The sequence below is a fragment of the Bacteroides sp. OM05-10AA genome (assembly GCF_003439055.1).
GTDB classification, from domain to species: domain Bacteria; phylum Bacteroidota; class Bacteroidia; order Bacteroidales; family Bacteroidaceae; genus Bacteroides; species Bacteroides intestinigallinarum.
In genome coordinates, this window is the sequence record NZ_QSUR01000015.1 from 38,377 (window position 1) to 59,084 (window position 20,708).

General features: G+C 43.4%; 15 protein-coding genes. 9 read left to right on the forward strand and 6 right to left on the reverse strand.

Annotated elements, in window-relative coordinates; all coding sequences use genetic code 11:
• Positions 1–152 precede the first annotated feature (152 nt).
• Both cdaA and folP read right to left on the reverse strand, forming a co-directional pair.
• Entirely contained in the window at positions 153–917 is a 765-nt protein-coding gene (gene cdaA, locus DXB58_RS13230) for a diadenylate cyclase CdaA (RefSeq protein ID WP_004309664.1), read from the reverse strand.
• Positions 896–1,795, reverse strand: coding sequence for a dihydropteroate synthase (gene folP, locus DXB58_RS13235; protein WP_199487955.1), 900 nt, complete (start codon positions 1,793–1,795; stop codon positions 896–898). The genes cdaA and folP overlap by 22 nt, the downstream gene beginning before the upstream one ends.
• 117 nt (positions 1,796–1,912) lie before the next feature.
• On the opposite strand from folP, the gene DXB58_RS13240 reads away from it, so the two are divergent.
• Both DXB58_RS13240 and murF read left to right on the forward strand, forming a co-directional pair.
• Entirely contained in the window at positions 1,913–3,928 is a 2,016-nt protein-coding gene (locus tag DXB58_RS13240) for a HAMP domain-containing sensor histidine kinase (RefSeq protein ID WP_122137033.1), read from the forward strand.
• A gap of 77 nt (positions 3,929–4,005) precedes the next feature.
• On the forward strand, positions 4,006–5,301 hold the full coding sequence (gene murF / locus DXB58_RS13245) for a UDP-N-acetylmuramoyl-tripeptide--D-alanyl-D-alanine ligase (RefSeq protein WP_122137034.1): 1,296 nt from the start codon (positions 4,006–4,008) through the stop codon (positions 5,299–5,301).
• A gap of 118 nt (positions 5,302–5,419) precedes the next feature.
• Here murF and DXB58_RS13250 read toward each other — a convergent pair whose 3' ends face one another.
• Entirely contained in the window at positions 5,420–5,812 is a 393-nt protein-coding gene (locus DXB58_RS13250) for a VanZ family protein (RefSeq protein ID WP_117935458.1), read from the reverse strand.
• Between the two features lie 103 nt (positions 5,813–5,915).
• On the opposite strand from DXB58_RS13250, the gene DXB58_RS13255 reads away from it, so the two are divergent.
• Complete coding sequence (locus DXB58_RS13255) at positions 5,916–7,286, forward strand: sodium-dependent transporter (protein WP_122137035.1); 1,371 nt, start codon at positions 5,916–5,918, stop codon at positions 7,284–7,286.
• Positions 7,286–8,203 carry a helix-hairpin-helix domain-containing protein gene (locus DXB58_RS13260; RefSeq protein WP_122137036.1) on the forward strand — a complete coding sequence of 306 codons (918 nt, stop codon included), beginning with the start codon at positions 7,286–7,288 and terminating at the stop codon, positions 8,201–8,203. The genes DXB58_RS13255 and DXB58_RS13260 overlap by 1 nt, the downstream gene beginning before the upstream one ends.
• Positions 8,204–8,385: 182 nt before the next feature.
• On the opposite strand, the gene DXB58_RS13265 is transcribed toward DXB58_RS13260, so the two are convergent.
• The 3 genes from DXB58_RS13265 to DXB58_RS13275 are packed head-to-tail and all read right to left on the reverse strand — an operon-like array spanning position 8,386 to position 11,901.
• The gene (locus DXB58_RS13265) at positions 8,386–9,042 is read right to left on the reverse strand and encodes an ABC transporter ATP-binding protein (protein WP_122137086.1); all 657 of its coding nucleotides are present in this window, start codon (positions 9,040–9,042) and stop codon (positions 8,386–8,388) included.
• A gap of 7 nt (positions 9,043–9,049) precedes the next feature.
• On the reverse strand, positions 9,050–9,784 hold the full coding sequence (locus tag DXB58_RS13270; protein ID WP_122137037.1) for a ThiF family adenylyltransferase: 735 nt from the start codon (positions 9,782–9,784) through the stop codon (positions 9,050–9,052).
• Complete coding sequence (locus tag DXB58_RS13275) at positions 9,766–11,901, reverse strand: cation:proton antiporter (protein ID WP_122137038.1); 2,136 nt, start codon at positions 11,899–11,901, stop codon at positions 9,766–9,768. Before DXB58_RS13275 ends, DXB58_RS13270 begins: the two co-directional genes overlap by 19 nt.
• A 252-nt stretch (positions 11,902–12,153) precedes the next feature.
• Here DXB58_RS13275 and DXB58_RS13280 point away from each other — a divergent pair, with 252 nt between their 5' ends.
• The 5 genes from DXB58_RS13280 to DXB58_RS13300 all read left to right on the forward strand — a co-directional run bounded on the left by DXB58_RS13280 (position 12,154) and on the right by DXB58_RS13300 (position 20,614).
• A complete protein-coding gene (locus DXB58_RS13280; protein ID WP_122137039.1) occupies positions 12,154–13,161 on the forward strand; it encodes an aspartate-semialdehyde dehydrogenase in 1,008 nt (335 codons plus the stop codon).
• 240 nt (positions 13,162–13,401) lie between these two features.
• Positions 13,402–16,212, forward strand: coding sequence for a TonB-dependent receptor (locus tag DXB58_RS13285; RefSeq protein ID WP_122137040.1), 2,811 nt, complete (start codon positions 13,402–13,404; stop codon positions 16,210–16,212).
• 4 nt (positions 16,213–16,216) lie between these two features.
• Positions 16,217–17,449 (forward strand): DUF4876 domain-containing protein, encoded by a 1,233-nt coding sequence (locus tag DXB58_RS13290; RefSeq protein ID WP_122137087.1) that lies wholly within the window; start codon positions 16,217–16,219, stop codon positions 17,447–17,449.
• Positions 17,442–18,953: a DUF6850 family outer membrane beta-barrel protein gene (locus DXB58_RS13295; RefSeq protein ID WP_122137041.1), complete on the forward strand. Its 1,512-nt coding sequence runs from the start codon at positions 17,442–17,444 to the stop codon at positions 18,951–18,953. Before DXB58_RS13290 ends, DXB58_RS13295 begins: the two co-directional genes overlap by 8 nt.
• Positions 18,954–18,988: 35 nt before the next feature.
• Positions 18,989–20,614 carry a fimbrillin family protein gene (locus DXB58_RS13300; protein ID WP_117935592.1) on the forward strand — a complete coding sequence of 542 codons (1,626 nt, stop codon included), beginning with the start codon at positions 18,989–18,991 and terminating at the stop codon, positions 20,612–20,614.
• Positions 20,615–20,708 lie beyond the last annotated feature (94 nt).

Below are 20,708 nucleotides of genomic sequence, written 5' to 3' on the forward strand. Positions count from 1 at the left end.
CTAAAAAGGAGGGCATAATTATCATTCAAAAAGGGTTGGAAATAAAGCAAAATAGCGCCAAATAGCAGATAAAACAACAATGGTCGGAAGATGAGCATGGTAAAATGCCTCTCATCTTCCGACCATTTGTCCGGTATGTGATTACAATGAAATCAGTTTTCTTTTGTCAATAGACTTTCCAGTTCTTCCGCATTCAGGCGGAGGTAGAATTGTCCGCGATAGGCTACGGAGATAGCGCCCGTTTCCTCTGAAACAATAATGGCATGTGCATCCGACTGTTGAGAGATTCCCATCGCTGCGCGATGCCGCAAACCAAGTTCCTTCGGTATATTCAAATCATGGGAAACAGGAAGGATACATCCCGCCGCCTTGATACGTTTTTTGCTGATAACCATCGCTCCATCGTGCAATGGACTATTCTTGAAAAATATATTCTCGATTAAACGCTGATTGATTGCCGCATCAATCAATTCGCCTGTACGAACGACTTCATCTAAAGGAGTATTATGCTCAATGACAATCAATGCGCCAACTTTTTGTTTCCCCATGCTTAAACAGGCCATTACCACAGGCATGATATCATCGTGCTTCAACGATTCTTTCTTCGATCCGCTAAAGAGACGGGCCAATGCACTGACATGCCGGTGAGATCCCAAAGTCAAAAGAAAACGGCGTATCTCATCCTGAAAAAGCACAATCAACGCTATTACACCCACATTCATCAATGTGTCGAAAATAGAACCCAACAGTTTCATCTCCAGCACTTGTGTCACCACCAGCCAGATCAGAATAAAAACCAAAATTCCGGTGAATACCTTGATGGAGCCGGAAGCTTTCATCAGTTTGTAGGTATAGTACAAAACAAAAGCTACCAGCAGGATATCTATAAAATCTTTTATGCCAAACTCAAAAAACATGCACCCTCCTCATATTTGTCATATCCACTCTCTATTTTTAATTTCTCTGTGATCCGGACAGCTTCCACCGCCTCACGCACATCATGTACACGCAGGATGTGCGCTCCTTTCATTAACGCAACAGTGTCCAATACGGTTGTCCCGTTTAATGAATCTTGCGGGGTTCCTCCCAATAATTTATAAATCATTGATTTCCGCGAAACTCCCACTAAAACGGGAAGTTCGAATATGTGGAATTCTTCCAGATGCGCCATCAGTTCATAATTATGCTCCAATGTTTTTCCGAATCCGAATCCCGGATCGAGAATGATATCTTTCACTCCCAAGTCGCGAAGTTGCTGCACTTTACGAGCGAAATACAGGAAAACGTCTTTAATCAGGTTATCATAAGACGGTTCTTTCTGCATACTTTGGGGAGTTCCCTGCATATGCATCATAATATAGGGCACTCCCAAATCGGCTACTGTCTGAAACATCCGGTGGTCCATTTCACCGGCAGCTATATCATTAATCATAGCAACTCCATAATCTTTCACACATTCTTCGGCTACATCAGCCCGGAAAGTATCAACAGAGATAATGGCTTCCGGATGATTACGGTTCAGGATTTCCAGACCGGTACGCAGTCTGTTCATCTCTTCTTCAGCAGAAATATGTTCGGCATTCGGCCGTGAAGAATAGGCGCCTATATCAATAATCGAAGCACCTTCATCAAGTATCTGACGGGCCCGGGCAGCAATGTCCTCTTTGGTCTGCATCCGGCTGCCGGAATAAAAAGAATCGGGAGTTACATTCAATATTCCCATCACCTGCGGAGTAGCAAGATCGAGCAACCGCCCTTTTACATTTATATAAATAGGAGATATAGGTTTCATCATTGACAACATTCCTTTTAGATCGCCTACAAATGTAGATAAAAAAAGCAAGTATTCGTACTAAAAAGAAGAAATAAACGTATATTTGCAAACTATAGAAGAAACCGAAAAATTCATACCATGAGCCGATTAACCCTATTTCACGTAGGATTTCTTTTCCTCATTTTGTTCTTTACCACTACTGCTAAAGCTCAAAAAGAGGCTGAAACTTTCAATGTTGACTCTACTCTCTATGAATATTATCAACGTTGTCAAGAATACTTACTAGAGCCTGTTGTGCTTAGCATGTCCGACACATTGTTCAGAATGGCCGGTGAACGGCATGATGAACGAATGCAGGCAGTAGCCATAGCCACCCGACTGGATTACTATTATTTTCAGGGAACCAATGAAGATAGTGTTATTCACTATACCAACAAAGTAAAAGAATTCGCCAAAGCCACCCATCAGCCTAAATATTATTATTTTGCATGGGCTAACAGACTTATTACCTATTATCTAAAAACAAGCAGAACAAACATAGCACTTTATGAAGTGCAAAATATGTTAAAAGAAGCTCAGGAAGAGGATGACAAAACCGGTTTGTCCCGTTGCTACAACATTATGTCGCAAATCTACACTATCAAAAGATTCGATTCGATGGCCTTCGAATGGCGGTTGAAGGAAATCGAACTAACTGAAAAATACAATATCGAAAACTATAATATTTCCCAGACGTATGCCCAGATAGCCAACTATTACATCAGCCAGAAAAAGCAAAAAGAAGCATTGAGAGCTGTGGAAAAGGCCGTTTCGACAGCCAATTCTTCTACACAGCAAATATCTGCCAAGTTGGAGTACGTTAACTACTACAGCAAGTTCGGTGACTTTCAGGCAGCCGAAAAAATATTGAAGGAATGTCAGATTGCATTCGAACAGGATAAAAGACTGGAATCGATCAAAAAGAGACTGTATAATATAGAATGTTTGTACTATCAGCAGACCAAGCAATATCAAAAAGCACTGGAAGCTGCAGAGATGCAAGAAAAGGAAGAGCACCGTTTAAGCGAAAGTATACTTAGCAGCAGTCACTATCGCACACAGGGAGAAATCTACCAGAAGATGGGGAATATGAACATGGCAGTCAAATATCTGCAAATGTATATCAACACCGATGACTCCTTAAAAATAGCCAATGAGCAAGTAGCCAGCAGCGAATTTGCCACCTTGCTAAACGTTGAGAAACTCAATGCCGAAAAGAAAGAACTAATGCTCCAGGCACAGGAAAAGGAGTTGCATAATAAAACAACATTGATTATCTCATTGATTATTTTATTAGGTATTCTATTCTTATTCCTTTATAGAGAAAACTTCCTGAAACGCAAACTGAAGGTTTCGGAAGCAGAACTCAAAACAAAGAATGAGGAACTTACGGTGTCGAGGGAAGAATTACGTAAAGCCAAAGACATAGCGGAAGCGAGCAGCCGGATGAAGACAACGTTCATCCAGAGCATGACCCATGAAATCCGTACACCGCTCAACTCTATTGTAGGCTTCTCGCAGGTGTTAAGCGATCACTACAGCAATAGTCCGGAAACACAGGAGTTTGTTAATATTATCAAGAGTAACAGTAACGACTTGCTCCGACTGGTCACTGACGTGCTCGCCCTGTCGGAATTGGATCAATATGAGCAACTGCCCACAGATGATGAAACAGATATGAATACGATCTGTCAGCTTGCCTCTGAAGTGGCCAAAGACAACAGGCAAAAGGATGTGGAAGTTCTGTTCGAACCTGCAAAAGAAAACCTGCTCATACGCAGTAATTCGGAACGCATATCACAGGTGTTGAACAACTTGGCGCATAATGCCGCCAAATTTACAACTCACGGCAGTATCCGCATAGCTTATTCCGTACTGGAAGCTGAAAAGAAAATTGAAATCAGTGTCACCGATACAGGAACTGGTATCCCGAAAGATCAGCAGGAGGCGGTATTTCAACGTTTCTACAAAATGAATTCTTTCACACAGGGCACCGGTCTCGGACTGCCGATATGCCGGAGCATTGCCGAGAAGTTAGGAGGCAACCTCCGGATCGACTCTTCTTATACGGACGGATGCCGGATGATACTGACTCTTCCTTTGGTATATGCCTAAGTAAAAATCTGTCCGAACTCCCATCAAATCCGAAAGAATAGCCTATCTTTGCAGCGTTTTAAATAAAAGATCAGGTTATGAAACTTTCTGCTCTTTACCAGATTTTTCTGGATTGCCAATCAGTAACTACTGATAGCCGGAACTGCCCGGACGGTTCTTTGTTTATCGCCTTGAAGGGTGAGTCGTTCAACGGTAATGCATTCGCAAAACTAGCGCTAGACTCCGGATGCGCATTTGCCATTATTGATGAAGCCGAATATGCCGTAGAAGGTGATAAACGATATATACTTGTAGACAACTGCTTGCAGACAATGCAGCAACTTGCCAACTATCATCGCCGCCAACTCGGAACGCGTGTGATCGGTATTACGGGCACTAATGGGAAAACGACCACCAAAGAATTAATATCCAGTGTTCTCTGCCAAGCCCATAACGTGCTTTATACTTTAGGTAATCTCAACAACCACATCGGTGTACCGACCACTCTATTGCGTTTGAAACCGGAGCATGACCTTGCTGTTATCGAGATGGGTGCCAATCATCCGGGAGAAATCAAGTTTCTTTGTGAAATAGCCGAACCGGATTATGGCATTATCACCAATGTAGGTAAAGCTCACCTGGAAGGATTCGGTTCTTTCGAAGGAGTGATTAAGACTAAAGGAGAGTTATATGACTTCCTCCGTAAGAAAGATGCCATCACCTTTATTCATCACAATAACGCTTATTTAATGAATATCGCGCAGGGATTGAACCTGATTTCTTATGGAACTGAAGATGATCTCTATGTCAACGGACAAATTACTGACAATTCGCCTTATCTCGCTTTCGAATGGAAAGCCGGTAAGGACGGTGAACGCCATCAAGTTCGCACACAGTTGATCGGAGAATATAATTTCCCGAATGCCCTGGCTGCCATCACTATCGGACGTTTCTTCGGAGTGGAAGCGAAGAAGATTGATGAGGCTTTGGCAAGCTATACGCCACAGAACAATCGCTCCCAACTTAAAAAGACAGAAGATAACACGCTTATCATCGACGCATATAATGCAAATCCAACCAGCATGATGGCTGCTTTGCAAAACTTCCGGAACATGACAGTCCCCCACAAAATGCTCATATTAGGAGATATGCGCGAACTGGGTGCTGAAAGCCCGGCCGAACATCAGAAAATCGTTGACTACATAAAGGAAAGTGGTTTTGAGAAAGTATGGCTCGTAGGAGAACTGTTTGCCGCAAGCGAACATTCTTTTAAGACTTATGCCAATGCGCAGGAAGTTATAAAGGACCTGCAAGCTGACAAACCCAAAGGATATACTATTCTTATCAAAGGCTCTAACGGAATCAAACTTAGCTCAACGGTAGAATACTTATAATTATACTATTTTTTCAGGCACGGATTACGCGGATTACACGGTTGCTTTATAAATGCTAATTCTAAAATCCGTGTAATCCGCGTAATCCGTGCCTGAAAATCCTTCTAGCCAGCAAATTTCAATCAGCCTTCATCATCCTCGGTCGTACGACATAATAGGCTATTAAACTAGCCAGAATCGCTCCCGTAGTATTAGCTGCAAAATCCAACCAGTCTCCCCCCCGGTAAGTAGTGCAATATTCCTGTAGTAATTCCACACAACCACTAAAAAGTACAGGGCAAAGGAATGCGCCTACCCATGCATGCCACATCGGAGCATGATCCCTGCGATGCGCACGCAAAAATTCCAACCACAACATTCCCGACATACCAAAATACATACAAACATGAACCAGTTTGTCGAGGTTGGGAATTTCATTTAAATCCGTCTTAGGCGGTTTAAAGAACGACAGATAAATCACTGTCAGAATGATAAAAAGCGAGATCGGATATTTCTTAATATAAGATAGCATATCTAAATAATGTTACAATTTTCGTGCAAATATAAGTATCATTTTCTATATTTGCACTTTAATACGTATATTTTATAACGATTTGTAAGATAAAACAAGATTTATGGCAAAAAATGATAGAGCAAACTTCGGCAGTAAATTAGGGGTCATACTCGCTTCTGCCGGCTCTGCAGTCGGATTGGGTAATATATGGAGGTTTCCCTATGAAACAGGAAACCATGGAGGCGCTGCTTTTATATTGATCTATCTGGGTTGCATTTTTCTCCTGGGATTGCCTATTATGATTGCCGAGTTCCTGATAGGACGTCGTTCGAGAGCTAACACAGCTAGAGCATATCAGAAATTAGCGCCTGGAACACATTGGCGTTGGGTAGGACGCATGGGAGTATTGGCAGGCTTCCTGATACTTAGTTATTATGCTGTAGTAGCAGGATGGACGCTCGAATATATTTTTGAGGCTGCTACTAATGGCTTTGCCGGAAAAACCTCCGGAGAGTTCATATCCTCTTTTCAACAATTCTCCAGCAGCCCATGGAGACCGGTTGTATGGTTGGTGGCATTCTTGTTGATTACTCATTTCATCATTGTGAAAGGGGTAGAAAAAGGAATCGAAAAATCCTCCAAGATCATGATGCCCACCCTGTTTATCATCATCCTCATACTGGTTGTTTGCTCGGTCACTCTGCCGGGAGCCGGTGCAGGTATCGAATTCCTGCTCAAGCCCGACTTTAGCAAAGTGGACGGAAATGTATTTTTGAGTGCCATGGGACAGGCGTTCTTCTCATTGAGTTTGGGAATGGGATGCCTTTGTACGTACGCCTCCTATTTCAGCAAAGAAACCAACCTGACTAAAACAGCTTTCAGCGTAGGAATCATTGATACCTTTGTGGCGATACTAGCCGGATTTATCATCTTCCCGGCAGCTTTTTCCGTAGGCATACAACCTGATTCTGGTCCGAGTCTGATCTTTATCACCCTGCCTAATGTATTCCAACAGGCATTTAGCGGAGTTCCCATACTGGCATATATATTCTCTGTCATGTTCTACGCGTTGTTGGCAATGGCTGCTTTAACTTCTACTATTTCCTTGCACGAAGTAGTAACCGCTTATTTACATGAGGAGTTCAACCTCTCCCGTGGAAAAGCAGCAAGATTAGTCACCGGCGGTTGTGTCTTTCTCGGAATATTCTGCTCATTATCACTGGGAGTCATGAAAGGATTTACCGTTTTCGGACTGGGCATGTTCGACCTCTTCGACTTTGTAACAGCTAAAATCATGTTACCACTAGGCGGATTGTGCATCTCCCTCTTTACCGGATGGTATCTGGACAAGAAGATTGTATGGTCGGAGATTACCAATGACGGTTCATTAAAGGTACCGGTATACAAACTCATTATCTTTATATTAAAATATATCGCCCCAATCGCCATCTCACTGATATTTATCAATGAACTGGGATTAATCAAGCTATAATGTGGAAAGACTTCCTTTATTATACTAAAACTGAACGACAAGGCATTATCGTCCTTGTCGTTCTTATTTTAGGAGTATATGCCACCCCTAAGCTCTTCTCCTTTTTCACACGCGCTGAAGATACCGACTGCAGAGAGAACGAGAAGTTCGATAAGGAATACAACGACTTTATTTCCTCCCTCCGGGAAACCCAACCTCACCAAAAGTCCGGTCATTCTTTTCAATCATCCCCTCAAAGGGAAATCAAACTTGCGGTGTTCGATCCGAACATCGCGGACTCTACTACTTTTCTTTCGCTTGGATTGCCATCCTGGATGATAAAGAATATCCTGCACTATCGCTATAAACAAGGTAAATTCCGCCACCCAGAAGATTTCCGAAAGATATATGGACTCACGGAAGAACAATACCGGACTCTTCGTCCTTATATACAAATTACAGAAGATTTCAGTTCGACAAATAAAGACACGGTACGATTGTTAACCACACCAAGCATACAACGGGACACCCTTGTGAAATATCTCCCGGGAACTATCATCAGCCTCAACTCCGCAGATACCACCGAACTGAAGAAGATCCCGGGAATCGGAAGCAGCATTGCCCGGATGATTGTGAATTACCGCGAACGGCTGGGAGGCTTTTTCCAGATAGAGCAGTTACAGGAGATTCATCTAAAGGCAGAGAAACTCCGTCCGTGGTTTTCCATTGACACCCATCAGACACGCCGCATCAATGTAAATAAAGCCGGTATGGAACGAATGATGCATCATCCATACATAAACTACTACCAAGCAAAGGTTATCATAGAATATCGGAAAAAGAAAGGATTCTTAAAAAGTCTGAAGCAATTATCTCTCTACGAGGAGTTCACTCCTATTGATCTTGAACGGCTAGAGCCCTACATTTGTTATAATTAATAAAAAAAAGATGCATTCCTATCACACCAGACAAGAATGCATCACACACAAACAAAACAAACACTCTACTATCATCTTCACAGACTTCCGTAGAGAAGCGACTATAAATATATAGCTAAAAGATAGAACACTTGCAAGGCTCTACCTTTTTGGTATACATTTTTAGAAATTAGGTTCTCTAATTAATCTTTTTTAATCATACCATCCACCATATGAACGGTCCGGTCCGTAATTTTGGCAAGCCCTTCGTCATGCGTCACAATGACAAAAGTCTGCCCTAGCCGGTCTCTCAAATCGAAGAACAGTTGATGTAAATCTTCTTTATTATGTGTATCCAGACTACCGGATGGTTCGTCTGCCAGAATAACTGCCGGATCGTTGATTAAAGCCCTCGCTACCGCTACCCGTTGTTTCTCGCCTCCCGACAATTCATTCGGTTTATGAGAAGCCCTGTCAACCAGTCCCATAAAATCCAGAATCTTCATTGCGCGTTCGTGCGCCTCCTTCGAAGATACTCCGGCGATTAGGGCGGGAATCATCACATTTTCCAATGCCGTGAACTCCGGCAGTAGTTGGTGAAACTGGAAAACAAAACCAATATTCTTATTACGAAATGCAGATAGTTCTTTCTCTTTCATCCGGCTCACCACTGTTCCGTCAATCTGTACCACCCCTGCGTCCGGTTCATCTAAAGTGCCCATTATCTGCAATAACGTAGTTTTACCCGCACCGCTCGGGCCTACAATACTAACAACTTCTCCTTTGTTGATTTCCAGATCAATGCCTTTCAACACCTGTAATGAGCCGAAACTCTTCATAATCCCTTCTAGTTTTATCATCATAGCCTTATAATCGTTTAATGACATATTCAGCCAGATAGCACCCAAACACGGCCGGCATATAACTAACTGTTCCACATGTCGATTTCTTATTCTGTTCATCCTCCGTCAGCAATACTGCTTTCGGATCGGCTTGTTCCGTACTGAATACCACCGGAAGTTTCCGTTTCATTCCCATCTTCTGCAAACGCTTCCGCACAGCCTTACTCAAACCGCAATGATACGTCTCCCAAAGATCAGCAAAACGAACCTGGGTGATATCACTCTTCGCCCCTGCTCCCATACTGGAAACTATCTTTATATGACGTTTCATCGCTTCATAAATCAGAAAACATTTCGGACTGATCGTATCAATAGCATCTACTATAAAATCATATTTATCGGCATCCAGCAGTTCCGGTATATTTTCATCCTTCAGGTAAACAGGCAGGACAGCCAGCTCAATCTCCGGATTTATATCTTTATAACGGGCTGCCAACACCTCCGCTTTCGTCCTCCCAAGTGTGGAATGCATGGCCGGCAACTGACGATTCATATTGGTGGGCTGCACTGTATCGGCATCTACAATCGTCATCCGCCCGACACCTGCACGGCAAATCATCTCGGCGGCATAAGCACCTACTCCACCCAGTCCCACGACCAATACGTGCGCGTTCCGGATGCGTTCCATCTTTTCCTCCCCTAACAGGAGTTCCGTTCTCTGTTGCCAGTCGTATCTTTCCATTAGTTTTTCTTTAACCATTTATAGAACCATTTGCCGACCTTCTCATAATGTTGAGACTCATTATGTCCACGAGGATCGGAGAATGACACAATTTCCTGCGGTTCGCCAAACTGGTCGGGATACAGGATTATCAAACTATTATTAGAGAAATATTTTCCTAATTGTGCCGGGAGACGTTCAAAAGAGGGATCATAAGAGATAGATCCGCGACGGGCAGAGATAACTACCAATAAATGGTCATAATTCACCTGCCCTGTCAACAGCAAGAGATCCTCCCACTCCTCCAATATGGAGAATTCCGTCGGGGTACCTGCATGTCGCTTTTTCACAAGTTGCTGAATACGCATCAACGTACGCTCATTGGCAAAGAAATGCACCCGACAGCCCAGGATACTTCCCATACGGCAGAAGTGTTCCACCCATTTAGAGAATCCCGATTCATATTCGGCCTTTGGCGGAACGGCAATATTGATTCGACGCAGGGTATTAACAGGCATCAGGAATTTGGCAATCATCACTTCACGATGCGTACCTTTCAACAGACTTTCGGCCAGATGTCCGAAGAAAGAGTCGACAATATTTGCTTTCCGGTGCAGACCGATCACAATATCCGTAGCTTCATACTCCTTGATTGTATGAATAATCCCCGAAGCAATATTCAAATCATAGCGGCTCACCATTGTAACAGGCACATCGGCAGCAGCGGCAATCATGGCAGCCTTTTCCAGGTTACGTTTACCCTGCTGCTCTTTCTTCTCCGAACTATTATTGTCATTGATAACGTTCAATGCCACCAATGCATTTTTCTGCTTGGCATCCTTTATTACTAAAGCCAGATTAATCAAATCTTCAATCGTCTCCGGGTTAGCCACCGGAATCAAGATTTGTTCCGTATTTACTTTCTTAGCTTCTTCTTCCGCCTGCACATTTTCATCCAGAGCAAAACGACGTGCCGAACGTTCGGTTACCAAAGAACTGATGACACAAGTGAAAAGTATCATCACTACCGTACCGTTCAATACATCATCATTCAGCAACCGTTCTCCATTCTCCATAATGATTTCATGACCGATCAACACTGCTGCCAGTGTAGCTGCGGCCTGCGCATTACTTAAACCGAATATCATGCTCCGTTCATTCGACTGCATCCGATAGATCTTTTGTGTGATCCAGGCAGCCAGCCATTTACTAAAGGTTGCCACCACTGTCATCACAATAGCCACTTTCAATGCTTCACCTCCGGTAAACAGGCTTCTTACATCAATAATCATTCCGACGCCAATCAGAAAATAGGGAATAAACAGTGCATTTCCCACAAATTCCAACCGGTTCATCAAAGGAGATACATGAGGAATCAGGCGATTCAATACCAAGCCCGCCAGGAAAGCTCCTAAGATTCCTTCCATTCCTACAAATTCCATCAATCCTCCTCCGAGGAAAACCATCGCCAGCACAAATACAAACTGCATCACGCTGTCATCGTACTTCCGGAAGAACCAGCGTCCGATACGGGGGAAAAAGAACACAATCAGAAATCCGAGGAAAGCCACTTTTGCCACAAGAAATACCCAGAACCAGCCATCGACAGTTCCCTTAAACATGCCTCCTATGACAGCAAGAATAATCAAAGCAAGGGTGACGGTGACAGCAGTACCACCAATGGTGATATTGACACTGCGCAAACGAGACAATCCGTAACGGCTAATAATAGGATAAGCAATTAAGGTATGGGAAGCATACATACTTGCCAACAGCACCGCCGTGAGAAAACCATATCCCAGCATACTCATACTACTCCATATTCCCAACGCCATAGGAATCAGAAAGGTGAGCCAGCCGAACACGAAACTTTTCGTCCGGTTCTTCTTAAAGTCCTCCATATCCATCTCAAGACCGGCAAGGAACATGATGTAATAGAGTCCTACTTTGCCGAACAGTTCAAAACTACTGTCGCGGTCGAGCACATGAAAGCCGTGTTCGCCAATCAGCACACCCGCCAGAATCATGCCTATAATATGAGGTATATGGAGACGCCCCAAAATCATCGGAGCAAAAAGAATGATAATTAGTACCAAAAAGAACACCCAGGTCGGATCAGAAATCGGCAGCGTTAAATTGAGATCAAACAGGTTCATAGGCTGTGTTTTTTAGGAATTTTCTGCAAAGGAACAAAAAAGTTTGCAGAATCCAATGAATGTCTAATGGTCATTTTACTCCAATAACCACGTCCAACTATACGGAAGCATGAGTAATCCGCCGAAAAACTGAAATATTTCTCTCAAAATCGATGTTTATATGCTAAATTGTTATAATTTTGCAGCCAAATCTTTTCTATTCGACAGGATAAGGAGAGAAATTCAATATTCACAATTTAACAAAAGAAAAAGATGAAAGTAGCTATTGTTGGCGTAAGCGGAGCCGTAGGACAAGAGTTCCTGCGCGTGCTCGATGAGAGAAACTTCCCGATGGACGAGTTAGTTTTGTTCGGTTCTAAACGTAGTGCCGGAACAACATATACTTTCCGCGGTAAACAGATCGAGGTGAAACTCTTACAACACAACGATGACTTTAAAGGGGTAGACATTGCTTTCACTTCTGCCGGTGCAGGAACATCTAAGGAGTTCGAGAAAACAATCACCAAGTATGGTGCTGTGATGATCGACAACTCCAGCGCTTTCCGTATGGATGCCGATGTGCCTTTGGTGGTGCCTGAAGTAAATGCAGAGGATGCATTGGAACGTCCGCGCGGCGTTATCGCCAACCCGAATTGTACGACTATCCAAATGGTAGTTGCACTGAAAGCCATCGAAAAGCTTTCTCATATAAAAACCGTGCACGTGTCTACCTATCAGGCAGCAAGTGGTGCGGGTGCCGCTGCCATGGACGAATTGTACGAACAATATCGTCAGGTATTGGCAAACGAACCTGTGACTGTAGAGAAGTTTGCCTATCAGTTGGCTTTCAACCTGATTCCGCAGATCGACGTGTTTACAGAAAACGGTTATACGAAAGAAGAGATGAAAATGTATAATGAAACACGCAAGATCATGCATTCTGACGTAAAAGTTAGTGCAACTTGTGTACGCGTTCCTGCATTACGTGCTCACTCTGAAAGTATTTGGGTAGAAACTGAACGTCCGATTTCCGTAGAAGAGGCTCGTGAAGCATTCGCTAACGGTGAAGGTCTGGTTCTGCAGGACAATCCTGCCGAAAAAGAATACCCGATGCCGTTGTTCCTGGCAGGTAAAGATCCGGTATACGTAGGCCGTATCCGCAAAGACCTGACAAACGAAAACGGATTGACTTTCTGGATTGTAGGTGACCAGATCAAGAAGGGGGCTGCCCTGAACGCTGTTCAGATTGCCGAATATCTGATTAAAGTAAAAAATGTCTAATATAGCGGACTGGAAATAATATCCGGACAACTATAGATAAGCCCAATAAATCAGCCGGCTTGCAATGTGATAGTAATCGCAATGCAAGCCGGTTTTTTATTCTCCAAGCTGCAATTAGGGAAAAAATACCTATTCGCAGGTAATGAGTCACTAGTTGTAGGTATCAGGATTTGCCAAAATAACTATTTATAGCGATTGATACAAACTCGGTTTTTATCGAATTTTGCGCAAAACTTATCTATGAAGTATTGTCTTTTTAATATAGCATTTTGGGGGCTACTATTTTTCAATTTATTTGAGGCCGCAGCTAATTCAAACATCTATACAATCTCGGGACGTGTGACCGAGGCAAAAACGAATTCCCCCCTGCCCGGTGCTTCTATTCTCATTAAAGGCACCTATTTATGGGCCGTTTCCAATCAGAAAGGAGAATTTATGATACAAGGAGTACAGGAGGGGAAATATAATCTGGAGGTCTCTTTTCTTGGTTATGTACCGGCAACAATTCCCGTAAATGTACGCAGCAATATCAATAACTTTCCTATCATACTCAAAGAAAATACACTTGCACTGGATGATGTAGTCGTTACTGCACAAGCACCCAAGAATGAATTAAACACGACGCTCACTATCGGAAATCATGCATTGGAACATCTACAGGTGTCCAACGTGAGCGATATCTCCGCTCTCCTTCCGGGAGGAAAGACCAAAGTACCGGATCTTACCGTCAATCATATCTTCTCATTACGTGACGGAGGCTCAACAGCCGGTAATGCCGCATTTGGAACAGCCGTAGAAGTGGATGGAGTTCGTATTGGAAACAATGGTTCGTTTGGCAATATGAGCGGAGTGGATACCCGGAATATCACTGTTGCAGATATTGAATCGGTGGAAGTCATCACCGGAGTGCCTTCGGCAGAATATGGAGACTTGAATAGTGGTATGGTCAAGATTCACACCCGGAAAGGGAAAACACCCTGGAACATATTGCTGTCTATCAATCCTCGCACCGAACAGGTTTCATTTGCTAAAGGATTGGATTTAGGAAACGATAAAGGTGTCATCAACATAAACGGTGAGTGGACCAAGGCTACTCAAAAGTTGGTATCTCCCTATTCTTCTTATACAAGAAGGGGATTCTCTGCCGGATATAGCAACACGTTCCGCAACGTATTGAGATTCGACATCGGTGTTACAGGCAATATCGGAGGAATGAATACCAAAGATGATCCTGATGCCTATTCGGGAGAATACAACAAAGTGAGAGATAACGTATTCCGGGCAAACACTTCACTGGCCTGGCTGCTCAACAAATCGTGGATAACCAACCTTAAGTTCGACGCATCAATATACTACAATGATAACAACTCCCACGCGCATACGTTCTACTCGTATGCATCGGAGCAACCGGCTGTTCATGCCACAGAGGAAGGATATTTTATGGCAAACAAACTGCCATATACTTACTTTGCCGACCAAATCATCGACTCCAAAGAACTGGATTATGCCGCATCGTTAAAATATGAATGGAACAGACGATTTAAGACTGTAAACAGCAACCTGAAAGCGGGCGTTCAATGGAAAGCAACAGGCAATGTGGGCGAAGGAGAATATTACAAAGACCCAGCATTGGCTCCGAACGGTTATCGTCCCCGTCCTTACACTACTTATCCATATATGCATAATGTTTCACTTTATGCAGAAGAAAGTCTCTCATTTCCTGTGGGAAATACCATGCTTAGACTGATGGCAGGGGTACGTTGGGAACATTTGTTTATCAAGGGAACGAAATATAAAAATCTGAATACTCTGTCTCCACGTTTCAATGCCAGATGGCAGTTGAACGAATATATCGCTATCCGTGGCGGCTGGGGAATTACCGAAAAACTTCCCTCTTTCTATACCTTGTATCCCAAACAGGAATATCGGGATATACAGACTTTCGGCTTTTCTTATAATAAGATTGAATCATCTTATATATATTATAGTCAGCCCTACACGTTATTGCACAATGAAAACCTACGCTGGCAACGGAATCAGAACGCAGAAATCGGTCTGGACGTCAACATCGCCCGTACCCGGATTTCATTAGTCGGTTATTTCAACCGCACCAAGCTGCCGTATAAGTACACAAGTACTTATACTCCGTTCTCCTACGATGTGCTCCAATTGCCGGATGGATTCACGATGCCGACTAACCCGCAAATCAATGTAGATAACCAAACAGGGATGGTTTACATACGCGACAATGCATCTAGTTACTGGACTCCTATGGATGTCAAAGTGACCGACCAGACTTTTGTAAAGTCAACGTCTCCCGATAATGGAATGGACGTGATTCGTCGCGGAGCGGAAATGATTGTTGATTTCCCGGAAATTACCCCGATTCGCACGCAATTCCGGGTAGATGCCGCTTATACTTATACGAAATACATCGACAACTCTTTATCGTATTATTATCAGAATGGATGGTCGCACACCAGTCTTGCCAATCGTTCTTACCAATATGTAGGTATCTACGCCAACGGCAAGCGTACCCACTCACTGGATGCCAATATCACAGCCATCACCCGTATTCCGAAAGCCAGACTGATTATCTCGTGCCGACTGGAAGCTTCGCTTGTGAAGCGTTCTCAGAACATCTCCGAGTATCAAGGAAAAGAATATGCTTTCAATGTGAGCGAAAGCAGTAATACCCAAACCGGGGGAAGCATCTATGACGGTGACTCTTATACTGCCATCTGGCCGGTGGCATACCTCGACCTGAATAATGAGATGCATCCTTTCACATCAGCGGAAGCCGCGAATCCGGAATTTTCCTATCTGATACGTAAATCGGGCAATGCCTATACATTTGCAGCAGACGGATATGATCCTTATTTTTCTGCCAATATCAATATCACTAAAGAGATTGGAGACTATGTATCTCTTTCTCTCAATGCGATTAATTTCACCAACTCACGGCCTTATGTAAAATCTCATGCAACGGGTGTAAGCGCTCTCTTCACCCCGGATTTCTATTATGGACTTACTTGCCGTATCAAATTCTAACTATATGAAGCAATCCATCTACATATTATTACTAACAGTGACTGGCATCTTTGCAGGATGCACGGATATCGATAAAGAGAATCCGTATGACAACCAGTTGCACAGCCTGCAGGTTACTGCCGTATATCCGGACGGATACACGGAGCATCTCCGGGAAGGAGTGACCGTAAAGATTGAAGATGTCGACCGTGGGAATTCTTACAAGGCTAAAACCGACAAGAATGGAGTCGCACAATTCTCTTTGACCAAAGGTATATACCGCGTACAAGTCAGCGACAAAGACGGAAAGGATATTTTCAACGGATTAGCTGATAATGTCAAACTAACCAGCGGAGACATGTCTTTTAATCTCCCGCTCATTCATTCCAAGGCCGGGACGATCATTATTAAAGAGATTTACTGCGGAGGATGCACAAAGTTACCGCTGGAAGGAAATTATCAGTCCGACAAGTACATTATCCTGCATAATAACGACTCGGAAGTGCAATATCTGGATAGTTTATGCTTCGGAGCACTCGACCCTTACAATTCACAAGCCACTAATGTATGGGTGACACAGGATGAAGCAACCGGAGCAACCATCTTCAAGGACTTCGCTCCCATCGTTCAGTGCATCTGGCAATTTGGCGGTACCGGTAAAACGTTCCCACTTCAGCCGGGAGAAGATGCAGTGATTGCCATCAACGGAGCGGTTGACCATGCGGCACAATATCCGCAATCTGTCAACCTGAACAAACCCGGATATTTTGTATGCTATAATAATGTTTATTTTCCGAACACACAGTATCATCCGGCTCCGGGCGACCAGATCACACCGGATCATTACCTGAACGTAGTGTTGAAGACTGGCCAGGCGAACGCCTATTCATTCTCGATATTTTCTCCTGCCGCGGTTATTTTTAAAGCCAAGGATACCACGATACAGGACTTTGTTCTTAAAGAGGGAAGCATCATACAAAAACCGGGAAGCACTACGGATCAGGTGATAGCGGTACCACTCGATTGGGTGATTGATGGCACGGAAGTATATTATGGCGGTTCTTCCAACAATAAAAAGCGTATTTCTCCATCCATCGATGCGGGATATGTCACTCAAAGTGCCACATACAACGGACGCAGTTTATACCGTCATGTGGATGAAGAAGCGACACAGGAAGCGGGTTACGAAGTACTGGTAGATACAAACAACTCTTCTACCGATTTTTATGAACGGGAAAAACAATCTTTGCATGAGTGAGATGAAGAAAATATATATAACAGGTCTTTGGATCCTATGTCTGACATCCGGAGTTTCGGCACAGACTTATGACATCATCGAACGGCGTAACTCCTGGAATGCCGGGGCAAATGTCACAGGCATCATGATGGACAGTATTTCCGCTTCCTATGCCGAACTGTATGGAAAGAATAACCACGGTGATTTCCGCAACTATTACGAAGCAAAAGAAGCATGGAGTGCCGGAGCGGTAGCAAAGTCCATCACTCATCTGAAAGGCTATTCACTGACGGGTTCATTCTCATTCGATCATACTTCAGGCAAGGATATGAGCGGTTCGATGTTTATCCACCCGGGATTTTATCCCGTAGACCTCCTGGAGTTCACACCCGGACGTAAAGACTTGCAAACTTACGCTTTCATGGGTGGTATTGCAACTGATATTTCCCCCAACTGGCGATTAGGAGGAAAGATTGACTTTGCCGCTTCCAACTATTCCAAACGAAAGGACTTGCGGCATACCAATTACCGACTGGATTTGAAAATAGCCCCCAGCATCATGTATCATTCGGGAGATATGGCGATCGGCTTTTCCTATATTCTCGGCAAAAATAGCGAATCAGTAAAAGCAGAAGTCATCGGTACAGCCGAAAACTCTTACAATGCTTTTCTGGATAAAGGACTTATGTATGGAGCTTATGAGGCATGGGACGGGAGTGGAATCCATCTTAGTGAATCGGGTGTCAACGGTTTCCCCATCAAAGAATTGTCGAACGGGGGAGCCTTGCAACTTCAATGGAAAGGATTTTACGGAGATGCTGAATACACCTATTCTTCAGGTTCTGCCGGTGAAAGGGATGCTATCTGGTTTAAATTTCCAACCCACCGGATTACCTCCCATTTGAGTTATCATTTCAAACAGGGAAAGAAAGAGCATTTTCTACGACTGAACTTGCAATGGTCACATCTGGTCAACAATGAGAATGTGATAACCAAGGAAACGGTAAACGGGATAACGACCACTCACGTACACGGTTCCAATCGTATTTTTGAGCAGGATGTTTTCTCTGTCCATCCCGAATATGAATGGATTAGTCCCCGCACGGAACTTCGCCTGGGAACGAATATATCAACATTCAGACGACTGACCACACAGATGTATCCTTATGTGGCTTCGGAAAAGATGATTTGTAGCCAGACTTATATCTCCGGTGTATTTCATCTGGGGAAACTCGACCTGAAAGCGGCTGCATCCTTTGCCATAGGAAACTTTACCGAGAAAAACAGGACTACGGCAACAGATACGGAACCGGGTGATCCGCCTTATCGGCTGACAGATTATTACAATCTGAAAAATGAATATGCAACTACCCCACAAGCTACATTTCATCTCGGATTGCGCTATCATTTCAACTATGGAATTTATGCGGAAGTACAGGGTAGTTATACGCACGGTTTCAACCTGCAATATATAGATGGTTCGAACCGTTGGAACGAGACTATCAAATTAGGATATACTTTTTGAGAACAATGAATATATATAAACTAAATTATTAAGCAATGAAAAAGAGTTTGACATTTATCTTTGCAGCAGCACTTTTGGTATCTTGCCAACAAGAGGAGAACGAAGCTACGACTCCTGCAAACAGTCGCATTACTATCTCTCCTATTATTACACGTGCTACGGAAGTTAACTTTGAGACCGGAGATAAAATCGGTGTTACAATCACCCAAAACGGTGACTTCGTATATGCAGAGAATAAGCAGATGACATATAGTAACGGAATATTTGCAGGTGATTTACTCTGGTACCCGGAAGGAAATGACAAATCGCAAATAGTAGCCTATTATCCCTATAAAGAGGGCAATACTCCGGCTTCATTTACTGTAGAAACCGATCAGACTACCGGATACGGAGCATCAGATTTTATGGCAGCAAAGAAATCGGATGTACTTCCGACTACCAACGTTATAAGCATGAACTTCAAACACATGTTTACTAAATTAGTAATTAATGTAACAAAGGAAGTAGAAGCTAACATCTCGTCCATTGCATTGAAAGGTTCTATCCCGACTGCAACTCTTGATTTGAGTGCTCTCACAGTGACTGCTGATGCAAACGCCTCTGCTACAAGCATTGTTGCACAAGCCATTAAAGCCAATGAGACATACCGCGCTATTATCGTTCCCCAAACAGTAGCCTTGACGCTTGAAGTAGCCACATCTGACGGCAAAACCTTGTCACAGAAGCTCACGTCTACCACTTTGGCACAAGGAGGACAATACAGTGTGAACATTCGCGTGTTACCTGACGATATAGAAGTCAAACTTAGTGGTGACATTGAAAATTGGACAGATGAGGGCGAAATCGGAGCTGATAATGAGATTTCTTTCGAGGAACATCTCGATCAGAACTATTTCCTGTATGACAATGTGAAATATAAGACTGTAACTCTCTCAAACGGTACGACATGGATGGCTGAACCACTTATTTACTTACCGAAAGGACTGACACCGTCTACCGATCCAACTGCTGATAGCCATGTTTGGTATCCGTATGAAATTACAGCCGACGGTGCAACCGTAGCTACAACAAAAGAAAGTGCCATAAAAGAATTAGGTTATCTATATGATTTCCAAGCTGCACTGGGTGGTAAGGAAATCACAGAAAGTAATCTGACCTCCTTTGAAGGAGCACAAGGAATCTGCCCGAAAGGATGGCACATACCGACACGTCTGGAGTACTTTAATCTGGTAGGAAAGACTACAAATGATGTCGATGGCAAAGTACCGGCTGATGGTGATAAAGCTCTTTTTTATGATGCAACTTATGATGGCGCCAAAATATCAGCACTGAATGATGCAGAATTCAATTACCAATTCTCTGGTGTTCGTATGGCAACAAGTCTTACTGGTGCCGGCAGTTATCAAAAAACTGCGATAGCGGATGATGCCAATATTCAAGCTGCATGGCATGGAAAACCGGCAATGAATTATTATATGACTTCGACTGCCTACAAACCTATATACAATAGCACTAGCGGAGTACTTACCAATATACAGTTCTTTGGATTAATGAGTACAATCAATGCAACCAAGTATCCGGAAGGCAGATTATCATTATCTTATGTCAGCATTAAAGCCGGTATGCAAGTTCGTTGCGTAAGGGATCAAGCCGGCAACTAAAGGGCTAACATTTGTTTCGCACCGGGAAACCTTTAGTTCCCCTACGGGGAAACAACAGTTTCTCGGTGAGGAAACAACAGTTTCCCGGCATGAA

Bases quoted from the DNA above. Each gene is read 5' to 3' on its own strand.
- cdaA (WP_004309664.1), bottom strand. From the start codon at position 917: ATGTTTTTTGAGTTTGGCATAAAAGATTTTATAGATATCCTGCTGGTA.
- folP (WP_199487955.1), bottom strand. From the start codon at position 1,795: ATGATGAAACCTATATCTCCTATTTATATAAATGTAAAAGGGCGGTTG.
- DXB58_RS13240 (WP_122137033.1), top strand. From the start codon at position 1,913: ATGAGCCGATTAACCCTATTTCACGTAGGATTTCTTTTCCTCATTTTG.
- murF (WP_122137034.1), top strand. From the start codon at position 4,006: ATGAAACTTTCTGCTCTTTACCAGATTTTTCTGGATTGCCAATCAGTA.
- DXB58_RS13250 (WP_117935458.1), bottom strand. From the start codon at position 5,812: ATGCTATCTTATATTAAGAAATATCCGATCTCGCTTTTTATCATTCTG.
- DXB58_RS13255 (WP_122137035.1), top strand. From the start codon at position 5,916: ATGGCAAAAAATGATAGAGCAAACTTCGGCAGTAAATTAGGGGTCATA.
- DXB58_RS13260 (WP_122137036.1), top strand. From the start codon at position 7,286: ATGTGGAAAGACTTCCTTTATTATACTAAAACTGAACGACAAGGCATT.
- DXB58_RS13265 (WP_122137086.1), bottom strand. From the start codon at position 9,042: ATGATAAAACTAGAAGGGATTATGAAGAGTTTCGGCTCATTACAGGTG.
- DXB58_RS13270 (WP_122137037.1), bottom strand. From the start codon at position 9,784: ATGGTTAAAGAAAAACTAATGGAAAGATACGACTGGCAACAGAGAACG.
- DXB58_RS13275 (WP_122137038.1), bottom strand. From the start codon at position 11,901: ATGAACCTGTTTGATCTCAATTTAACGCTGCCGATTTCTGATCCGACC.
- DXB58_RS13280 (WP_122137039.1), top strand. From the start codon at position 12,154: ATGAAAGTAGCTATTGTTGGCGTAAGCGGAGCCGTAGGACAAGAGTTC.
- DXB58_RS13285 (WP_122137040.1), top strand. From the start codon at position 13,402: ATGAAGTATTGTCTTTTTAATATAGCATTTTGGGGGCTACTATTTTTC.
- DXB58_RS13290 (WP_122137087.1), top strand. From the start codon at position 16,217: ATGAAGCAATCCATCTACATATTATTACTAACAGTGACTGGCATCTTT.
- DXB58_RS13295 (WP_122137041.1), top strand. From the start codon at position 17,442: ATGAGTGAGATGAAGAAAATATATATAACAGGTCTTTGGATCCTATGT.
- DXB58_RS13300 (WP_117935592.1), top strand. From the start codon at position 18,989: ATGAAAAAGAGTTTGACATTTATCTTTGCAGCAGCACTTTTGGTATCT.